Here is a 19,504-nt window from a genome sequence, read left to right as displayed (position 1 = left end):
GGCGTTAGCCCGAAGCAATCTCCTGTTGCGAAGAAAATCTCATCGAGTGGTATCCACTATTTAATCGGAGATTGCTTCGTCGGGAAGAACACCCTCCTCGCAACGACATAGTTCCTTTTAGATATTTGCACAGGAAAACACATGCCTCTCAAATCATTCATCGATGTACATCCAGAATCAGACTTTCCAATTCAGAACCTGCCATATGGTGTGTTCTCAACCGCCTCAAACCCACAGCCGAGGATTGGTACACGGATTGGTGATTGGGTTGTTGACCTTTCCATTCTTGATGAAGAAAAATTATTTGATAAACAATATGGATTCTTTTCTAACATAACCCTCAATCGTTTCATGTCCACAGGGCGTGACACATGGCGGGAAGTGCGTCAGAGTTTGATTCGCTTGTTGAGTGATGACAACTCTCCGTTAGAAAATGAAGCGTTGCAATCGCGTGCTCTCGTTTCAGTTGAAGAAGCCCAAATGCATTTGCCCGTTGCCATTGGCGATTACACGGATTTTTATGCCTCGCGCGAGCATGCCACAAATGTCGGCATTATGTTTCGCGGCAAGGAAAATGCGCTGATGCCTAATTGGCTGCATTTGCCCGTCGGTTATCATGGGCGCGCAAGTTCAGTAGTCGTCTCTGGCACGGACGTGATTCGTCCGCGCGGGCAGGTGGCTCCAAAGGGCGCGCCCCCTGAATTCGTAGCTTCACGTTCGTTGGATTTTGAATTGGAGATGGGGGTTTTTATCGGCACGGGCAATAACCTGGGTGAACCGATTTCAATTAAGAACGCGCACGAACATATATTTGGCATGGTGCTGCTCAACGATTGGAGCGCGCGCGATATTCAGGCGTGGGAGTATCAACCGCTGGGACCATTCCTCGCGAAAAATTTTGCGACCTCGATCTCACCCTGGGTGGTGACCATGGATGCACTCGAACCGTTCCGCGTGGATGGGCCCAAGCAAGAGCCAACGCCTCTTCCGTATCTGCAAACTGATTCAACAAATGGATATGACATCCAACTGGAAGTGACTCTACAAAGCGCAAACATGGATGTGCCGCAAACCATCAGCCGCTCGAATATGAAACACTTGTATTGGAGTATGGATCAAATGCTCGCGCATCACACTGTCACAGGCTGCAACATGCGGATGGGCGACCTATGCGGCACAGGCACGATCAGCGGCCCAACGGAAGATAGCTACGGCTCGATGCTTGAGTTGACCTGGCGCGGCGAAAAACCGATTACGTTACCGAACGGTGAAACGAGAAAGTTCTTACAAGATGGCGATACGGTTGTGATGAAGGGCTATTGTCAGAGCGATGGATATCGGGTTGGCTTTGGCGAAGTGACTGGCAAGATACTCCCAGCGAAATAGAAAAACCAAAGTCCCTGCTATTGGGCAGGGACTTTTTGTTGATGGTGTCCATTTTAAATCTTTATCAAATCTTCATAAATGCTTCATTCTCCGTTCACGGCGTATGACTATCATTCTAAAAAAGGTACAATTTACCCATGACTAAAATCCTCGTGATCGATGACGAACCCTCCATTGTGAATCTAGTGCAGGCTTATCTCAAGCCCGAAGGCTATGAAGTGTTTACAGCCACTGATGGCCCTTCAGGTCTCAAAGCGGCGCACGCTTTCAAGCCAGACCTGATCATCCTGGATGTGATGCTGCCTGGCATGGATGGTTTGGAACTGCTCTCGAAATTACGCCGTGATTCTGATGTTTATGTCATCATGCTCACGGCTCGCACGGAAGAAACAGATAAGATCGTGGGGCTTTCCGTTGGTGCGGATGATTATGTGACCAAACCATTTAGTCCGCGTGAGTTGGTGGCGAGAGTCAAGGCGGCGTTGAGGCGTCTTCAAACAGGAGCAGGAATGGGTGGCGAGGGAGGCGTGTTGGCTTTTCGTCATGTGCGGATCGATATTGGCGCGCGTCAAGTCACAGTGGATGATCAACCCATCGAATTGACAGCCATCGAGTTTGATCTTCTGCGCGCGCTGGCTGAAAATCGCGGACGGGTTTTATCACGTGAGCAGTTGCTTGAAAAAGTTTGGGGCGGAGAGTATTTTGGCGAGATGCGTGTGGTGGATGTTCACCTTGGGCACGTGCGTACAAAATTAGGCAACCCCGATACCATTGCCACCGTGCGCGGTGTTGGCTATCGTTTTGATGATGAGGCGTTATGAAATATATTCAATCACACTTGGGCATGAAACTTTTTGTGTCTTACATTTTGGTCATCATCATTGGAATGGCGGTTATTTGGGTGACCACAATTTTTACGACTCCGCGTGCATATGCACATCATTTACAATTCATGGAGCAAAGCTGGGGTGCTGGAAATGGAATGATGATGGGTCAGGGACCAGGGCAACAGGGCGGAATGATGATGGATTTTTATCAAAACTTTCGCGCATCATTTAATGAGTCTTTGATCTTCGCTGTTATTGCGGCTTCACTGGTGGCGTTGGTTGTAAGTTTTATTTTGAGCAGAAGTGTGATCGCGCCTGTGCATGTGATGACAAATGCCAGCCAGAGAATTTCAGAGGGCCATTATGAAGAACGTGTGCAATTACAAAGCACTGATGAATTAAGTTTGCTTGCAATAAGCTTCAATCAAATGGCCGAAAAACTTGAACAGGTTGAAACCATGCGCCGCCAATTGATCGGCGATGTGGCACATGAACTTCGCACGCCGCTCACCGCCATCAAAGGTTCCGCTGAGGGGTTGATGGATGGCGTGCTTCCCGCCACCGATGAAACATATCAGCAGATCCATGCTGAAGCCGAACGCCTCAATCACCTGGTGAACGACTTGCAGGAACTTAGCCGCGTTGAATCAAAGTCAACTCATTTGGATATTCACTCCGTTGACTCTGCTCGCCTAATCGCAACAGTGACCAAGCGTATGCAATTTCAATTCGATGAAAAGCGCGTCATGCTGACCTCGAGCCTGCCTCTTCACCCAGTCCTTACCCTGGCTGACGAAGATCGTACACTGCAAGTGTTGACCAATCTGCTCGGTAATGCCCTGCATTACACTCCCGCAGACGGAACCGTGAAGATTTCAATCGAGCGAGATAAAAGTATGGCACGCATTGCTATACGTGATTCTGGAATTGGCATTCCTCCCGAGCACCTCGCCCATATCTTCGACCGCTTCTACCGAGTGGATAAATCCCGCTCGCGTGCGCATGGTGGTTCAGGCATCGGCCTGACGATTGCAAAACATCTGGTTGAAGCGCAAGGTGGAAAAATTTGGGCCGAGAGCGAAGGCGAAAATAAAGGAAGTGTCTTTGTGTTTACTTTGCCTTTGGCGTAGAAGAGACTTCGTCATTGCGAGCTGCGTTCGCTGCGGCGACACCGTACCCGAATGGGTAAGCAATCTCTGAAATATTGGGCTATACAAACTATATCGGAGATTGCTTTGTCGGGCTATGGCCCTCCTCGCAATGACGAAAAGAGAGCCGCGCATTTTATGGCGCGGCTCTCTTTTCTTGAATATTCCGAATTACCTTATTATCTCCTACGTCGACCGCGGCCACCGAATAGACCTACAATGAAGAGCAAAACCACGGCGCCACCGATTGCCACAAGCAGGCTGGGGAGGTTGAAGCCAGTGACAGCGGGCCCGCCCAACAGCGGCACGAGGTAGCTGCCAAGGAAGGCACCGATGATTCCGACAATGATGTTAGCGAGCGCTCCCATCTGCTTGTTGGTGCCCATGATGATGCTTGCGATCCAGCCGGCCAGCGCGCCAAAGATGATCCATACCAGAATGTTCATTTCTACCTCCATTCGAGATTCATTGAAAGTTCAGACAATTTAATTATAATTCGCGTGTACTGGGGTCAATATGAAGATGGGATTAGAAAGCTAGGAGAGGAGATGAGTGTTTGCTAAAAAGTTACTGTCCTATCACCCCACGAACGTGGTTTTGTCTAGCCCACGACTTCCGCGTTCTCGTCGTAGTTTTGCCTCTCCCTGTGCGTCGAGGTTCGCGCGCTGATAATGCGGACGGTGCCTTCAGTTCTAACGATGAAACAAGTCAGCAGCCTTTCGCGAGCAGTTGATCTTCCGATCACAAATTCCCGCTTTTCTTTTTGCGAATGTTCAAGGTCATCAAAATAAAGCGCAAGCGGATCATTGAATATGGATGCCGCTTCGTCGAAACTGACATCGTATTTGGCGACATTCTTTTCTGCCTTGGCAGAGTCCCATTCAAATTTTATTTTTGGCATGTGATAAGTGTACCCTACTGCAATGGGATATAGATGATCTGGCCTTCCCATTCACCAAGCTCGCTGCATTCCACCACCAATAGAATATCATTAATGGCCTGCCCAATAGGCAGATCATCATCCACTTCTATTACTCCGTGCATGAGCTTTCCAGCCCGTACACGCTCGTAAGCAAAATTGGTAATGGTAGTGACATCGTGTGTTACCAGTACGCGGCCTTCCTGCGCCGCCCACTCCAAAATAACACGATCATCCTCATTGGACAACCCAATATCTTGAACACGCACAATATCCAGGTCTGGTTTGCGGCGGAGCATCCCGCGTACAATGTCGTTATTGAAATTTTCGTCAGCGATGAGGATGAGCATGGTTTATTTGTTTTTTCGAGCCAACAGCCGTTCGCGTATGCCATGCGGGTCAAGCCGTTTTTCGTTTTCTCTTTTGACGGCTTGAGCCTGTTTTTTTCTTTTATCCAAATACTTATCCACTTCCTTGCGGTTTTGCAGGTAATAACTGATTGTTGAATAAATATCTGAAAGTGATATGGAGGGATATTGCTGGGCAATTTCTTCCGCTGTTGCACCCCTGATGAAGGCTTTTAGCACTGTATCCAGCGTTACACGTGTTCCGCCTACTTTGACAACCCCGTTTTTGTCAACAACGAGCGGCAAAGGAATAGGTTGGATTTGAAGAGTAGTAGCCATGGCTTTATTTTACACCATGACCATTATCTCCGAATCGTCGCTTCCCTCTCAGGGCCAACCCCAATCCACTTGACAGGGGCTCCTGCGGCATCCTCGATCATCTTCACATAGTTTTGCGCATTGATGGGCAGTTCTTCAAACGACCTTGCCTTGCTGATGTCTTCCTTCCAACCTGGCATGGTTTGATAAACGAGCTCCACCTTATCGAGTCCATACGCGTCAACGTCCGCATAGCGGACGGTTTCTCCGTTCAACTTATAGCCCACACAGACTTGAACTTCCTTCAAGTTGCTCAACACATCCAGCTTGGTCAGGCATAACTCAGTCACGCCGCTGAGTTGAACAGCCGTCTTCACGATTTCCAGATCCAACCAGCCGACTCGGCGAATGCGGCCAGTGGTGGCAGCCACTTCGCCAAACTGTTCATACACATCGCTTCTGGTATCTGTGATCTCTGTGGGCAAGGGCCCAGCGCCGACTCTTGTAGTGTAGGCCTTGGTCACGCCGACAACATTCGTAATGTATCTTGGCGGGATTCCAAGTCCTGCAGAAGCAGCAGATGGGATCGTAGTGGATGCGGTCACGAATGGGTAGGTTCCCCAATCTGTATCCAGAAATGTTCCCATGGCTTGCTCAAGCAAAAAATTCTTACCTGCTTTCAAACCATCCTGCACCAGTGAAAATAATTCCTTGATGTACGGTTTCAATTTTAGATAATATCCGCGATACTCATCGCGCACTGCTTCATACTTCAACCCATCACCGCCCAACGCTACGATGATCTTATTCTTCAACTCCAATTGCATCTGCAAGCGCTGTTCGAACATATCACTCGTAAAATCCGTCCAGCGGATGCCGTTGTAGCTGACCTTGTCTGCAAATACGGGCCCGATGCCGCGACGGGTTGTGCCTGTTGCGCCAGCGCCCTTGGCTTCCTCATAAAGCCCATCTAGAATTTTATGATATGGCATGATCAAATGCGAGCGCGGAGAAACCCATAACCGGCCATCAATGTCAACGCCAGCCCTGTTGAGCATTTCGATTTCATCGATCAGCACTTTGGGGTCAATGACTACGCCTCCGCCGATCAGCCCGGTTGTATTCTTTGCAAAAATCCCCGAAGGCACCAGGTGAATTTTGAATGTTCCAAACTCATTGATCACGGTATGCCCCGCATTATTCCCGCCGTTGAAGCGTGCCACATAGTCTGCACGTTCCGCGAGAAAATCCACGACCTTGCCCTTGCCCTCGTCGCCCCATTGTGAACCGATCACTGCTGTAACTGTCATAAGACCTCCGTTATTCGATATTCGTAATTTAGGAATTGGACATCGGGAATTGGGTATCGCGAATCGGAAAACCGAATCCCGATTTCCGAGTATCGAATAACGATTCCCGAATCTGGCAAAAGACTCATCGTCAAGCATTATAATTCGGGCGGTTCGATTTTGGCGAAGAGGAGTTCCGATGAAGATTTTACAGGATACTGCGTTGACTTATGATGATGTGCTGTTGGTGCCTCAATATTCAAATGTGGATTCGAGGCGCATGCTTTCAACAAAGAGCTGGCTGACGAAGAAGATCGCTTTATATGCACCAATCGTCTCTGCCAACATGGATGTGGTGACCGAGAGTGAGATGGCAATCGCGATTGCGCGCGAGGGCGGTATTGGCATGATCCATCGTTTCATGACGATTGCCGAACAGGCGAGTCAGATCAAGCGCGTCAAGAAGGCCGAGTCATTTATTGTAGATAAACCCATCACGATGACGGATACACATACTGTCGGTGATGTGAAGCGTGTAGTGAGCGAAACAGGCACGGGCGGAATTTTGATCGTGGATAAAAATGAAAAACTGATCGGTATTGTGACAACCCGCGATCTGTTATTTGAAGATGATGATGCCAAGTTGTTAACCAGGATTATGACGAAGGAAGTTATTTCCGCTTTGCATGAGACGAGTTTGAAGGATGCTGAAAAACTATTGCATGATCATCGTATTGAAAAACTGCCATTGGTGGATAAGAATGACAAGGTTACGGGTTTGGTGACCTTGAAGGATATTATGAAGATCACTCAATTCCCGAAAGCCACCAAGGATTCAAAGGGACGTTTGGCAGTTGGCGCGGCAGTTGGTGTGCGGGATATGGAAATGCGCCGGGTTGAAGCGGCTTTGGAGGCGGGCGCGGATTGCGTTGTGGTGGATATTGCTCATGGCGATTCACATATGGAAATTGAGATGATAAAAAATATCCGCAAGCATTTTCCAGAGGCGCAGATCATCGGTGGGAATGTTGCTACAAGTGATGGCACAAAACGATTAATTGATGCAGGCGCTGATTCTGTGAAAGTAGGTGTAGGGCCCGGCTCGATCTGTATCACGCGCATCGTGGCTGGTTCAGGAGTGCCTCAGCTTTCTGCGATCATCGAATGTGCAGAAGCGGCACGCCCGTATGGAATCCCGATCATTGCAGATGGCGGGATTCGCCAACCTGGGGATGTAGCAAAGGCCATTGCGGCAGGTGCTCAAAGCGTAATGATCGGAAGTCTGTTTGCAGGTACCGATGAAAGCCCAGGCTTGGTGATGACTCGGCGAGGTCATCGTTATAAAGCCTCGCGCGGGATGGCTTCACGTGAGGCAAATATTGACCGCAATAAGCGCGAAGGCAATGACCTAACTCAAGAAGAGATCGAAGATTACGTTGCTGAAGGCGTGGAAGCAGCTGTACCGTATCGCGGTAAAGCGCGCGAGGTGTTGACTCAACTAGTCGGCGGCCTTCAATCAGGTATGAGTTATAGCGGCGCAAGTTCCATTGAAGAGTTTCAACAAAAAGCGATCTTTGTGCGCATGACGGGGGCGGGGCTGAAGGAGTCAGGGCCGCATGATGTAGAGGTGTTAGGGTGACGTTCAACGTTTGAACGTTCAAACGTTGAACGTAGAAGAATGATACATTGCATATCTGGAGATTACGATGAAACAAAACACCACAGCATGGATCGAAAAAGATAAAAAACAGCTTCACCCAACCTATCATCCCAAATCACACGCCAACCCTTTGGTGATCGAGCGAGGCGAGGGTATCTGGCTTTACACCACAGACGGACAAAAAATTCTGGATGGCATGGCTGGATTATGGAATGTCAACGTGGGTTATGGACGTGAAGAACTCGCCAAAACCGCTTATGACCAGATGAAGGAGCTTGCCTTCACTTCCAATTTTTCAGGCATGACGAATCTTCCTTCCATTCAATTGGCAGATAAGCTCGCTAGTTTTGCCTACGATGGATTGAACACTACTTTCTTTGCCTCGGGCGGCTCGGAGGCCAACGATTCTGCTTTCAAGACCGCGCGCTATTTTTGGAAGCGCAAAGGCAAGCCAGGTAAGTACAAAGTCATTGCCCGTAAAGGTTCGTATCATGGCATAACTCTTGCCACGACATTTGCAACGGGCCTGGAAAAATATCACACCATGTTCGGTCCCGCGATGGATGGGTTTATTCACATCCCTGCGCCGAATCCATATCGTTATGAGGGCCAGTTGAAGGCTGGTGAGACGATCGGTCAGGCTGCGGCCCGTGAACTAGAAGAAGCGATTCTGCGCGAGGGAAAGGATACCGTTGCGGCGTTCATTGCTGAACCTGTGATGGGTGTGGGCGGCGTGATCGTTCCTCCCGCTGACTATTTCCCACTCATTCGCCAGATCTGCGACAAATATGAGATCCTGTTCATTGCTGATGAAGTCATCACTGGCTTTGGCCGCACGGGCGAGTGGTTCGCGCTCAAACATTGGAATGTAAAGCCCGATATTCTCTCCTTCGCGAAAGCCATTACCAGCGGATATGCTCAACTGGGCGGCATGCAAATCTCGGACGAAATTCGTGAGACGATGGAATCCGCTGCGGAGAGCGAAGCTTATATGCATGGCTATACTTATTCGGGTCATGCAATGGCGTGTGCGGTTGGTTTGAAAAACCTTGAGATCATGGAGAAAGAGAATTTTCCCAAACGAGCGCGTGACTTAGGCAAACGCCTTTTGGAAGGCTTGCAAACCCTCAAAGAATTTCCCTTTGTCGGTGATGTGCGTGGACTTGGCTTGGTCTGCGGTGTGGAAATTGTTTCAAATAAGGAAGTCAAAACCGCCGACGTCGCCACAACCATGAAAATTTTCAAAGCTGCGCAGGAGCGCGGACTTCGCACTCGTCCGCTGGGAAATACATTGGCGTTCTCGCCTCCGCTTTCGATCAATGAAGAAGAAGTGGATGAGATCATCAAACGCCTCGGCGCCACAATGGATGGGATTTAGTAAAAACTCTGGTGGTTGAGTAAGGCGAGTGCTTTTCTCGCCTGTATCGAAACCACCAATGTATGGAATTCTTAAAATAGGTGGTTTCGATACGCCCCACAAAGTGCGTGAGGCTACTCAACCACCAATCGTAAATCCAAAGTCGTAAATCAAATGTCTGTCTACCTTCACGATATTCCCCTCTCGCAAGCCCAAGCGCGACTCAGAGAAGCATTGCAGGATGCAAACCTCTGGCGCGTACTTGGTGTTGAAACGATTCCTCTGGATGAAAATGCCCTGGGTCGTGTCACTGCCGAGCCGATTTGGGCAGAGATTTCATCCCCGCATTATCACGCCTCCGCGATGGATGGGTTTGCCATCCGAGCCGAGGATACGAATGGGGCACAGCCGTCGTCACCGATTCAGTTATCAGTAATTAGTAATTCAGCGGTTCAAGCGCAGTATCTCGATACAGGCGATCCTTTACCCGAATGGGCGAATGCTGTTATTCCAATTGAAAATACTGAGTCATTGGATGAAAACGGACAGATCACATCTGCCGTGCGTGGGCCATCTTCGATTCGCATTCGCGCTGCTGTCGCACCATGGAGTCATGTCCGCCCGCTGGGGGAGGATATTGTTGCTACTCAACTTGTTTTGCCGTCTGGTCACATCCTCCGCTCCGTGGATTTGGGAGCCATCGCCGCCTCTGGACATCAAACCATTCGCGTCGCGCGCAAGCCCAAAGTTGCCATCCTACCAACGGGCACGGAACTTGTCCCGATCGGCTCCAAACTAAAAGCAGGCGACATTCTCGAATACAACTCGCTCGTGCTAGCGGCGCAAGTTAAGTCCATGGGCGGTGAACCGACAAGATTTCCCATCATAAAAGATGATTTCGATTTGATTTGCGAACGCGTGGAACAAGCCGCACAAACGCATGACCTGATCCTATTAAATGCAGGCTCCTCCGCAGGTGCAGAAGATTTTTCATCAAAGGTGGTTGAAAAACTGGGGACGCTTTTGGTTCACGGTGTTGCCGTCCGCCCGGGCCATCCCGTAATCTTGGGCTTAATCAATCGTCAATCGTTAATCGAAAATCGTAAATCGTCAATTCCCATTATCGGCGTTCCAGGCTACCCAGTATCAGCCGCATTAACCATTGATATCTTCGTCGAGTCACTGATTGCCAAATGGCTTGGGCGCAGACCGAACGAACTTCCTACTGAAACCGCAACGCTCACGCGCAAAATTGTTTCACCTGCGGGGGATGATGACTTTGTCCGCGTGGCCGTAGGGAAGGTGGGGGGGAAGCTTCTGGCTGCGCCATTATCACGCGGCGCGGGAGTCATCACATCTCTTGTGCAGGCAGATGGACTTGCCTTGATTCCCAGCGGCACGCAAGGCATGGATGCGGGCGAGCAAGTACAGGTGCGTCTTTATCGAAGTAAAGCTGAAATTGAAAAAACAATTTTTTGTATCGGCTCACATGATCTTACATTAGACCTGCTTGCTCAATTCCTCGCTGAACATGATCGCAGGCTCGCTTCGGCTAATGTCGGTTCGCAGGGCGGGCTGGTTGCATTGCGGCGCGGTGAGGCGCATCTTGCAGGTTCGCATTTGCTTGATACGCAAACAGGCGAATATAATATTTCATATATCCGCCAGTACATGCCGAATATTTCTGTAAAGGTGGTTGCGTTGGTGAAGCGCGATCAGGGCTTGATTGTTAAGAAGGGAAACCCAAAGGGAATCAAAAATTTGGGAGACCTCGCAGGCACAGGTCAGGGTGGAGGCGTGCAATTTGTCAATCGTCAACGTGGGGCGGGCACGCGAGTCTTGTTGGATTATCATTTGAATTTGATAACAATTTCCCCAGAGTCCATTGTCGGCTATTCTCAGGAAGAGTATACTCACCTCGGTGTTGCAACCGCAGTTGCATCGGGTCGTGCAGATTGTGGGCTTGGAATTGCCGCCGCCGCACAGGCTTTGGATCTCGATTTCATCCCTCTGTTTCAAGAACGTTACGACCTGGTGATACCAGAACAATTTGCGGATGACAACCTGCTCGCGCCTCTCTTCGACCTGTTAGCTGATTCGCGTTTTCGAGAGGCAGTATCTCAACTGAAAGGTTACGACGTGTCTGTGATGGGCACAGTTATTTTGGAGGATGAATGACCGAAGGATTAATTATTGACGATAACCGTCAGACCGCAGATGCTTTACAACAAATGTTAGGGTTATTGGATTTGCCCGCACGTGTTGCTTATGGCTCAAGCCCAGCCATGGCCGTGTTGGGAAGTTTTATCCCGCGCTTTGTATGCCTTGATATCAACATGCCAGGCGTGGATGGAACCGAAGTGCTGGCCTATATCCGCCGTGAGCCGCGTCTGATGAAAGTGCCCGTTATCGTCATCACATCTGATGACCAGCCTGAAACGCGCCAACATGTTTTACGCGGAGGCGCACAAGCCATGCTGATAAAACCAGCCACAATCGATGCACTGGAAGGCGCTTTGAAAAAAGCGGGAATATTGACATAAGCAAAAAGCGGACGCAAGCAGCGTTCGCTTTTTTATCTAAAGTGTTGAGAGTGCGTTGCCCCCTACACGGTGTCATTCTGAGCGAAGCGAAGAATCTCTGGTTTCAGGAGTAGAGACCCTTCGCTCCGCTCAGGGAATCACGGCTAGATGCGACGCACTCTTATTTCTTCGCGATCTTTGCGATCTTTGCGGTTCATTTCTTAACTATGGCGCAGGCCACGGAATATCCACTGGGTTCGAGTATCCATGTTTTTCAACCGTATATAATTTTCCATAAGATGGCGCGGCACAGCCTGCTTCATCTTTGACAGAGAAAGTAGTTATTGTTTGTTCGGGAAAGTCTTGCGTCCACCACAGATAGTTGCCGTTCTGACAAACAAATGCTTCAATAAAGTAGCCGCGATCATCGTCGTTTGTCATATCCACTTGATCCCAGGTAATGTTGACTTCCTCTTCAAAGCGAGTCGCCTGCACATTGGATGGCGGGCCGTAGCGGTTGCTTCCAATCGATAAAAGATTTGGCTCCACCTTTTTGATATTGCTGATGTCGCCGACCACATCCACAACGGAGGGTGCAACCCAGCAGAAATAATTTAACTTGTCGAATTTTATGTAAAGCCAACTGCTGTAAAGCGCTCTTCCGCGCACACTGCCAGCATCATCTACGAACAAATCAGCGGCGTGAAGGTAGGCGACCCCGGGACCGTACCTGCAATGTGCTTGTTTGTTGACAGTGACTGTTGGAAATGCAAATGTCGGTGTGGCTGTGATCGTGGGGGTGAGCGTGATGGTTGGGGTAAGTGTTATTGTTGGCGTAAACGTTGCAGTTGGGCTAGGCGTGAAGCTGGGCGTTTGTGTCCACGAGGCGGCGGTCAGTGTGGCCTGTTCTTCAGGTGAAGGTCCGCAGGCGGATACTGCAAATAGAAATAGCAGTAAAACAGGGAAAGCTTTTCTCATTTGAAATTCTCCAGTAATTTGACAATATTAGCACCAAGCGCATCGTTGGCGTAACCGCCTTCCATGATGATGGCAGTTGGTAAATTCATTGCGGCAATCCTTTTCCCTATTTCGCCAATGCACTCGTGTGTAATTTTGAATGTACCGAGCGGATCGCCATCAAAAATATCCACGCCTGTAGAGAGAACAAGGTATTTCGGCGCGAAGGTTTTGATCATGTTCAAGGCTTCATCTAATGCAGATAAATAGTCAACGTCACCTGTGTTTCTGGGAAGCGGGAAATTTTTGTGGAAGCCAAGCCCTGCCTCCGAGCCAATTTCATCTGCAAAGCCTATGTAGTGTGGATATTCAAACTCGGGGTCGCCGTGAATGGAGATGGTTAACACATCATTTCGTTCGTAGAAAATATCCTGTGTGCCGTTGCCTGCATGATAATCAATATCAAGGATGGCAACTTTTCCTTTTGAAGAAAGCCAGTTTCCCGCAACGGACGCGTTGTTGATGAAACAATATCCGCTGGCATAATCTCTGCCTGCGTGATGCCCGGGAGGGCGGCACAATGCAAAGACCGATAGCTGTTCACTGATAACTAATTCCGCCGCACTCAGTGCACAGTTAGCCGAAGCCAATGATGCCATGTATGTCCCCTCAACGATGCACGCGGATAAATCCATAATGTAGTAGCCGCCTTTGCCAAGCAATGTGGTCGGTATGCGAGGTTGGCGTCTCAATGCAAATGTGGCTGGCAGGAAGGCATTCTGCTCAGGCGCAGCCGCAACCTCAGGGTCAGAGGCCAGCCACTCGGTCCAGGCGGAGGCGAGGAAGTTGATGTAATTCTTATCATGCACAGATAAGATCGGGTCGAGTCCAAAATCTTTTGGTTCAGCGAAATCAGCCCAATCTGTTTTTTGGAGCGCAGATAGAATCCGATCCATGCGATCTGGACTCTCGTAATATGGAACACGTTTGCCACCATCAAAAACCTCAAAGGGCGGATAATGTTTGCGATGTGCTTTGGAAAAAAATATGTTCATGGTAAGACAATTTTACCCGTAAGCGTCTGTGATGAACGGAGGAACGATGGATGTAATCGAAGCAATACATGGAAGACAAACGATCAAACAGGTAAAGCAGGATGCTGTTCCGCGTGATGTGATCGAAACACTTTTAAGCGCCGCGGTACAAGCTCCCAACCATCATAAAGTGCGGCCCTGGCGTTTTGTTGTTTTGACTGGGGATGGGCGAAAAAAATTGGGTGATGTGATGGCCGCCTCTTTTCTGGACCGTAACCCTGCTACTCCACCCGAAGGTTTGGACAAGACCCGCGCCTTGCCGCTCCGCGCTCCTGTGCTCATTGCCATTGGTGTGGATAAACCAACAGAACCAAAGATCATCGAAATCGAGAATGTCTCTGCCGCATCTGCTGCTGCACAGAATATTTTATTAGCGGCTCATGCTTTGGGACTCGGCACGATCTGGCGCACAGGCGAATGGGCGCGGGATGCAAAGGTAAAGGAATTTTTGGGCTTTGCTGCCGATCAAACTATTGTTGGTTTTATTTATGTGGGGTATCCCGAATTTTGGCCTGAACTGCGTGTGAGACCGAGGTTTGAAGATAGAGCGAAATGGATGGAATAAATTCGTAAAACGTGATGCGTGAAGCGTAACAAGCCGTGAAATTTTCCTCCACGGCTTGTTTTTATTCATGATATTTCAGTTCGCCTGCTTCAATTTTTATGGGCAGACGATTTTCTTTGGGCGGGATGGGGCAGGTTGCGAAGGGTGTATAAGCGCAGGGCCAATTTTCAGTCAGATTGAAATCGAGAATGATTTCATCAACCTCTGGTTTCGGCAGATAGAATTTTCTTCCGCCGCCGTATGTGGTGTCTTTGTTTGTTCCATCGGTGAAATTGAAAAGCAATTTTTCACCGCTTTTTTCGGCTTCAAGAGTGCAATCCACACCGTTGAGCGTGAATTGAGCCTGTCCTAATAACGCGCTGTCGATTTCTGTGCCAATTATTTCAACTACCCTAATTGGTTTGGGTGGGTCATAGCGGATGTATTTTGCGGTGACGCGGTATTCTGGCTTAACAGGGTAGTAATGAAAGCCTGTGAAATTCTTTTGGGCGGGTGATTCTCTATCCCAAACTCTTACTAAGGGAGCCCCTCCACGGATAATGATCTTCATGGTGAGTGAGCCGATATTGATCAGGTCAGGTTCTTTGTCGCGATCGGTGTGTAAGGGGCGGGCTTCCGGGGCTGCTCCGTTGAGGTTGATGCTAGCGCCTTTAGTGGACCGAAGCGTGACCAAGCCATCTTTTAGTTCAAATATTCCGCAGTGCGCGAGCGGAAAAGCAGGCAAGCTGATCTTGTTGCCTTCGTCACTCCCAAAGGTATTTTCGCCTTCTTCCAGCCAGAATAAACCTGCCAGATTAAGCCAATGTAATGGGTCGGAGGCTGTATTTTTGTCTCTCTTTTTACGGAGATCGTTGATACTGGTTTCGTAGGATGTCATAGATTTATCTTCCTAAAACTTCAAGCATAATGTCTGGTCTGTCTGTAATGATACCGCCCACGCCCCATTCGATGAAGAGGCGCATGGTCTCGGCGTCGTTGATCGTCCAGGGTTCCACAGCCAGGTTACGTTCATGCGCCGCGCGGATGAAGGCTTCGGTCATCACCGTGATGCCGCCTGATTCTTCGGGGACTTGCAGTGAGAAAAACTTCGGCGAATAAAAACTACCCAGGAAGGGTTTGGTAAGTAAAACAAAAACGGTGGTTTCGTTTTTGGCGCTGGAGGTGGCAACCTCGGGACATTCCGCGCGAAACTCTTTCATCTTGTCATCATAGAAGGTGGCGACCAGAACTTTTTCCTGCATCTTATATTCGCGGATCAGGCTGCAGAAGGGCTTAATCATCGAAGCGTTTGATTTCTTGATTTCGATGGTCATGCGCATGTTCGAAAATTCCTGAAAGATTTCCTCCAATGTCGGGACAGTAATTCCCTGCCCACGAAATGGAAAGGTGGCACCTGCATCTGGAGACCAGTCGTAGCCCGCATCCAGTTGCTTGAGTTCTGCAAGGGTCATGGATTCGATCTCGCCAGTGCCGTCTGTGGTTCTATCCACGGCTTCATCGTGCATGAGTACCAGCACGCCATCTTCGGTGATGTGAATATCCATTTCCAATACATCCACACCCAAAGCCGTTGCGTTTTTGTAAGCGAATAAGGTATCGCCGGGCCAGAGTCCGTCGCCGCCTTGATGCGCAATCACAAGAGGATATTTCAAGTCGTTGGCGTAGTAGGGGTGTTCAGGCGCGGGTTTGGAGGCAATACGAAGAATAGCAAGGATTGCGAACAGAATAATGACGATCTTTTGCCAGGTTCTTAATTTCATTGAGCATGCTCCGAAGAATAGTTGGTCAATTTTACCCTTCAAATAGATGCTGCGTAAGTCGGATTGAAAATTTGGCTTACATGTGAGTCTACTTTTCACGGGCGCTCATTGTCAGATGATGAGTCGGCTTGAGAAAACAGGATCAAGATGAAGCGCGGCATGAAGCGAAGCGGTCACAAAGAGGAATGAATTGAAGGATATATCAAAATTAAATGAAACTGTACATGATTTCACATAACACCTATAATAGCAACCGCTATTTGATACATATAACACTCGGAGGCATATGATGAAGAAAATCCTGTTTGTTGTTTTAGTTTTCACCGCTCTTGTCCTCGCTGCATGTGGCGGTGGCGGTGCGGATGCAGTTGCCACCCTGGCTCCTGTCCCTGCTGAATACGCTGGTAAGACCAATCCGCTTGGCGCGGATGCCGCTGCGGCTGGCGCTCTCGTATTCAAGACCAACTGTGAAGCCTGCCACGGCCCCGAGGGACATGGTGACGGTCCTGCTGGTGCGGCGCTTGATCCTGCTCCGAAGAATCTTGCCGAACTCCAAGCTACGGTTGGCGACGATTATTTGTTCTGGCGTATTTCCACTGGTAAGGAAGGCACCTCCATGGTTGCATGGAAGGGCATTCTGACCGACGAGCAGATCTGGCAGGCTGTTTCTTTTATTCGCACGCTTAAGTAAAAGCGAAGCAAGTTTGCAAAAGGCACATCTCGTTGAAAGGATGTGCCTTTTAATTTTACTTTTTTTACAACCAACCTGAATATTCCTCGAGATGTAATTAATTTATTCCAGCATTTCTTTAATTCTTGCGGTGAGAGCATCCGGGTGGAATGGTTTGGTGATGTAATCATTTGCGCCTGCGCCGAAGGCAACGGCCCGGCTGTCGCTATCATCCAAAGCGGTGATAATGATGATGGGGGTATCAGCGAATTCAGGTTCCTGGCGCAGCATTCTGCATAACTTAAAGCCATCGGGCTGCGGCATCATCAGATCTAAAAGGATGAGATCGGGTTTTACGTCCATTGCCGCCGCAAGTGCTGTTGAGCTTTCATTAATGGCTACCGTTTCGTAGCCTTCTATGGAAAGTAATTTTTCCAAGAGTGATGTTACAAGTTTGTCATCGTCCACTACCATGATCTTTGCCATAAGTTTTTCCGATCCATAAGAATGAATTCTTGAGAATTACGCAATCATACAGTCAAAAATTATATATGGCAAGACGATGGGTTTGATGGAATCCGGGCTTCGTGTGGGTATTATTCACCCAGGGCAGATTTTATTCTTTGCGCAAGCTCATGTTTATGGATCGGTTTTGTGATGAAATCCAGCGCTCCAGCATTGAATGAGTCCCTTTTGCTGCCTTCGTCGCTGAGGGCCGAAACCATAATGACTGGAATCTCGTTAAGCTCCGGGTCTGCCTTGATGAATTTGCATAAATCGATTCCGTTAATTTCTGCCATCATGATGTCCAGCAGGGCGAGCGATGGTTTTTCGGCTTTTGCAGTAGTGAGAGCGTGCCAACTTTGATTGACCGAGATCGGTTCGTGCCCCATGGATTTAACGATGGCTGATAACAGAGTTGTGGTTTCTGCGTCGTCGTCCACGATTAATATTTTTGCCATGATCATTCTCCATATAAAAATCTAATGTAATGTATAGAATGAGTTTTGTTGGAGCAGATTGGTTTACAAGGCTTATGTTTTTTTATCGAGCAACGCATCTATTCTTATCGAGAGTTCATCCAGGTTGAATGGCTTTGAGAGATAGTCATTTGCGCCGAAAGTAGTTGCCTTGCTATTGGTGTTATCAAGGGCGGTGATGATCAGGATGGGGGTCTTTGAAAATTTAGGGTCGTCGCGCAGCAGCCTGCAGAGCGTGAAGCCATCGGGGTGCGGCATCATAATATCTAAGATAAAGAGATCGGGGATGATCGTGTTCGCAGTCTGAATGGCTTTCGAACTATGATTGATCGTGGTGACCTGATAGCCCATCGATGAAAGAAATCGCTTCAACAAAGTTGTAACTTTTTCGTCGTCATCCACGATCAGGATTTTTGCCATAATTGTTCTCCGAAAGAGCTGCCATTATGCATGCAACCTTCGTTAATCATACAATTAAAGATGGGTTGATGCAAGAAATTATCCCCAATATACAGTCTGAACAACATTGCTATTCGATCACATTTTCTATTGCGTCGATATTTTCCCACTTTCATGATCTGCCTGCATGGTGGGAGCCAGCCGCTCATATCCCTGCCTGGCGGCCATCTCCAGAAAATCACGAAAGCCTTCGGGAGCTTCTTTATCAGGCTTACTGACGTAAAGACCAAATTTTGTTATAGTTCCATCATATTGCATTTGAATAGTCCGATAATATTCGATGTCACCTATGACGTTTTGCTGAACGGTGTAATAGTCAAAGGGTTTCCAATCCACAACCTTATTGAAAAAATCACCACTGGAATATGCACAGTGGAATTTTGAGCCAGGCCGGGTGCGGCCACCCAATTCGTCGGTGCGCTTGACGGATTCCAAACCGAGGATTGGCGCTTCAAGTGCTGGTGTTGTGATGTAATCCCAGATCAGCGAAGGCGGGAAGGGAATATCCAGCTCGATTTTGATCCACGCAGTTTCAGGGTCGACGAAGATGCGTTTTTGGTTCAGATAATTTTTCCAGGCTGCTTGCAAATTGTGGATTTGCATATCCACCTGGCCGATGTGTTCGTAAGCCTCGCTGTGACCAAGAAGCGGCTCGCATAAGGAATCCAGCTTGAGTTCTTTGGCAGCGGCATCCGAAAACAAGGCATAGGCTTTGACCCCCGTTTTTTCAGTGACATTATTTTTTAGCATACGGTGTGGGACGATGACATCCGCGCCGAGCAGTTCTTCGCGGTCACCCAGTTTTTGGATGAGATACTCGCCGAAGTGAATGCACATTTTCAGATCCAGCAGGTTCATGTTTTTGCAGGCGCGGCAGGTGCAAGTAGTATTCAACCGCATCTGCTGCAGGGTCTCTGAAAAAACAATATATTGATTTTCAAGTGTTTCCAAAAAACTTTGCGGATTGATGAACTCGATCTCGGGTACGTACATGAAGATCGCATCCCCGCGGAAACCTGAAATATGCAGTGGAAATTTTATGTGCGCGAGCTGTGCATCGAACAGGCTTTGTAAAGTCTCATTGGCGTGGTCGAGTTCGGAACGGGTGAGGTATTCCGTGTAGCCTGAAATATCGGTAATAATAAAGTAGCCTTTGGTTGCCATATGCACCTGTAAGATTTAAGTATGCACCCAAGTTTACTCTATAAAGACCTGAGAAAATAAAAAAACTTCCGAAGCGTGAATC

General features: G+C 48.6%; 22 protein-coding genes. 9 read left to right on the top strand and 13 right to left on the bottom strand.

What is annotated here, in order from left to right; translation table 11 throughout:
- The first annotated feature begins 141 nt into the window (after positions 1–141).
- The 3 genes from fahA (at position 142) to AC14M5_RS17005 (ending at position 3,343) form a co-directional block, all read left to right on the top strand.
- The gene (gene fahA / locus AC14M5_RS17015; RefSeq protein ID WP_484030890.1) at positions 142–1,386 is read left to right on the top strand and encodes a fumarylacetoacetase; all 1,245 of its coding nucleotides are present in this window, start codon (positions 142–144) and stop codon (positions 1,384–1,386) included.
- Between the two features lie 137 nt (positions 1,387–1,523).
- On the top strand, positions 1,524–2,207 hold the full coding sequence (locus tag AC14M5_RS17010; protein ID WP_484030889.1) for a response regulator transcription factor: 684 nt from the start codon (positions 1,524–1,526) through the stop codon (positions 2,205–2,207).
- Complete coding sequence (locus AC14M5_RS17005; protein ID WP_484030888.1) at positions 2,204–3,343, top strand: sensor histidine kinase; 1,140 nt, start codon at positions 2,204–2,206, stop codon at positions 3,341–3,343. Before AC14M5_RS17010 ends, AC14M5_RS17005 begins: the two co-directional genes overlap by 4 nt.
- A gap of 197 nt (positions 3,344–3,540) precedes the next feature.
- Here AC14M5_RS17005 and AC14M5_RS17000 read toward each other — a convergent pair whose 3' ends face one another.
- The 5 genes from AC14M5_RS17000 to AC14M5_RS16980 form a co-directional block, all read right to left on the bottom strand.
- The gene (locus AC14M5_RS17000) at positions 3,541–3,807 is read right to left on the bottom strand and encodes a GlsB/YeaQ/YmgE family stress response membrane protein (protein WP_484030887.1); all 267 of its coding nucleotides are present in this window, start codon (positions 3,805–3,807) and stop codon (positions 3,541–3,543) included.
- Positions 3,808–3,962: 155 nt separating this feature from the next.
- The gene (locus AC14M5_RS16995; protein WP_484030886.1) at positions 3,963–4,262 is read right to left on the bottom strand and encodes a BrnT family toxin; all 300 of its coding nucleotides are present in this window, start codon (positions 4,260–4,262) and stop codon (positions 3,963–3,965) included.
- A 14-nt stretch (positions 4,263–4,276) separates the two neighbouring features.
- Positions 4,277–4,630 carry a DUF5615 family PIN-like protein gene (locus AC14M5_RS16990; RefSeq protein ID WP_484030885.1) on the bottom strand — a complete coding sequence of 118 codons (354 nt, stop codon included), beginning with the start codon at positions 4,628–4,630 and terminating at the stop codon, positions 4,277–4,279.
- 3 nt (positions 4,631–4,633) lie between these two features.
- Positions 4,634–4,966 carry a DUF433 domain-containing protein gene (locus AC14M5_RS16985; RefSeq protein ID WP_484030884.1) on the bottom strand — a complete coding sequence of 111 codons (333 nt, stop codon included), beginning with the start codon at positions 4,964–4,966 and terminating at the stop codon, positions 4,634–4,636.
- A 23-nt stretch (positions 4,967–4,989) separates the two neighbouring features.
- Positions 4,990–6,255: an adenylosuccinate synthase gene (locus AC14M5_RS16980; protein WP_484030883.1), complete on the bottom strand. Its 1,266-nt coding sequence runs from the start codon at positions 6,253–6,255 to the stop codon at positions 4,990–4,992.
- Between the two features lie 178 nt (positions 6,256–6,433).
- Here AC14M5_RS16980 and guaB point away from each other — a divergent pair, with 178 nt between their 5' ends.
- The 4 genes from guaB (at position 6,434) to AC14M5_RS16960 (ending at position 11,794) form a co-directional block, all read left to right on the top strand.
- Positions 6,434–7,873, top strand: coding sequence for an IMP dehydrogenase (gene guaB, locus AC14M5_RS16975; RefSeq protein WP_484030882.1), 1,440 nt, complete (start codon positions 6,434–6,436; stop codon positions 7,871–7,873).
- Between the two features lie 67 nt (positions 7,874–7,940).
- Entirely contained in the window at positions 7,941–9,272 is a 1,332-nt protein-coding gene (locus AC14M5_RS16970) for an aminotransferase family protein (RefSeq protein ID WP_484030881.1), read from the top strand.
- Positions 9,273–9,425: 153 nt separating this feature from the next.
- Positions 9,426–11,429 (top strand): molybdopterin biosynthesis protein, encoded by a 2,004-nt coding sequence (locus AC14M5_RS16965; protein ID WP_484030880.1) that lies wholly within the window; start codon positions 9,426–9,428, stop codon positions 11,427–11,429.
- Entirely contained in the window at positions 11,426–11,794 is a 369-nt protein-coding gene (locus AC14M5_RS16960; protein ID WP_484030879.1) for a response regulator, read from the top strand. Before AC14M5_RS16965 ends, AC14M5_RS16960 begins: the two co-directional genes overlap by 4 nt.
- Positions 11,795–11,998: 204 nt before the next feature.
- Here AC14M5_RS16960 and AC14M5_RS16955 read toward each other — a convergent pair whose 3' ends face one another.
- The gene (locus tag AC14M5_RS16955; RefSeq protein ID WP_484030878.1) at positions 11,999–12,751 is read right to left on the bottom strand and encodes a hypothetical protein; all 753 of its coding nucleotides are present in this window, start codon (positions 12,749–12,751) and stop codon (positions 11,999–12,001) included.
- Positions 12,748–13,785 (bottom strand): histone deacetylase family protein, encoded by a 1,038-nt coding sequence (locus tag AC14M5_RS16950; protein ID WP_484030877.1) that lies wholly within the window; start codon positions 13,783–13,785, stop codon positions 12,748–12,750. The genes AC14M5_RS16955 and AC14M5_RS16950 overlap by 4 nt, the downstream gene beginning before the upstream one ends.
- A 46-nt stretch (positions 13,786–13,831) precedes the next feature.
- Here AC14M5_RS16950 and AC14M5_RS16945 point away from each other — a divergent pair, with 46 nt between their 5' ends.
- Positions 13,832–14,389, top strand: coding sequence for a nitroreductase family protein (locus AC14M5_RS16945; RefSeq protein ID WP_484030876.1), 558 nt, complete (start codon positions 13,832–13,834; stop codon positions 14,387–14,389).
- 61 nt (positions 14,390–14,450) lie between these two features.
- Here the strand turns inward: AC14M5_RS16945 and AC14M5_RS16940 are convergent, their stop codons facing one another.
- Both AC14M5_RS16940 and AC14M5_RS16935 read right to left on the bottom strand, forming a co-directional pair.
- The gene (locus tag AC14M5_RS16940) at positions 14,451–15,266 is read right to left on the bottom strand and encodes a DUF1684 domain-containing protein (protein WP_484030875.1); all 816 of its coding nucleotides are present in this window, start codon (positions 15,264–15,266) and stop codon (positions 14,451–14,453) included.
- Positions 15,267–15,270: 4 nt separating this feature from the next.
- The gene (locus AC14M5_RS16935) at positions 15,271–16,149 is read right to left on the bottom strand and encodes a glycerophosphodiester phosphodiesterase family protein (protein WP_484030874.1); all 879 of its coding nucleotides are present in this window, start codon (positions 16,147–16,149) and stop codon (positions 15,271–15,273) included.
- A 286-nt stretch (positions 16,150–16,435) separates the two neighbouring features.
- Here AC14M5_RS16935 and AC14M5_RS16930 point away from each other — a divergent pair, with 286 nt between their 5' ends.
- The gene (locus AC14M5_RS16930; RefSeq protein ID WP_484030873.1) at positions 16,436–16,840 is read left to right on the top strand and encodes a c-type cytochrome; all 405 of its coding nucleotides are present in this window, start codon (positions 16,436–16,438) and stop codon (positions 16,838–16,840) included.
- 102 nt (positions 16,841–16,942) lie between these two features.
- On the opposite strand, the gene AC14M5_RS16925 is transcribed toward AC14M5_RS16930, so the two are convergent.
- The 4 genes from AC14M5_RS16925 to AC14M5_RS16910 form a co-directional block, all read right to left on the bottom strand.
- A complete protein-coding gene (locus AC14M5_RS16925; RefSeq protein ID WP_484030872.1) occupies positions 16,943–17,305 on the bottom strand; it encodes a response regulator in 363 nt (120 codons plus the stop codon).
- 110 nt (positions 17,306–17,415) lie between these two features.
- On the bottom strand, positions 17,416–17,781 hold the full coding sequence (locus tag AC14M5_RS16920; protein ID WP_484030871.1) for a response regulator: 366 nt from the start codon (positions 17,779–17,781) through the stop codon (positions 17,416–17,418).
- Positions 17,782–17,853: 72 nt separating this feature from the next.
- A complete protein-coding gene (locus AC14M5_RS16915; RefSeq protein ID WP_484030870.1) occupies positions 17,854–18,219 on the bottom strand; it encodes a response regulator in 366 nt (121 codons plus the stop codon).
- Between the two features lie 126 nt (positions 18,220–18,345).
- The gene (locus tag AC14M5_RS16910; protein ID WP_484030869.1) at positions 18,346–19,422 is read right to left on the bottom strand and encodes a DUF2652 domain-containing protein; all 1,077 of its coding nucleotides are present in this window, start codon (positions 19,420–19,422) and stop codon (positions 18,346–18,348) included.
- Between the last annotated feature and the right edge of the window lie 82 nt (positions 19,423–19,504).

It is taken from the genome of Candidatus Villigracilis sp. (genome assembly GCF_057083605.1).
This window is presented reverse-complemented; position numbering and strand designations above follow the sequence as displayed.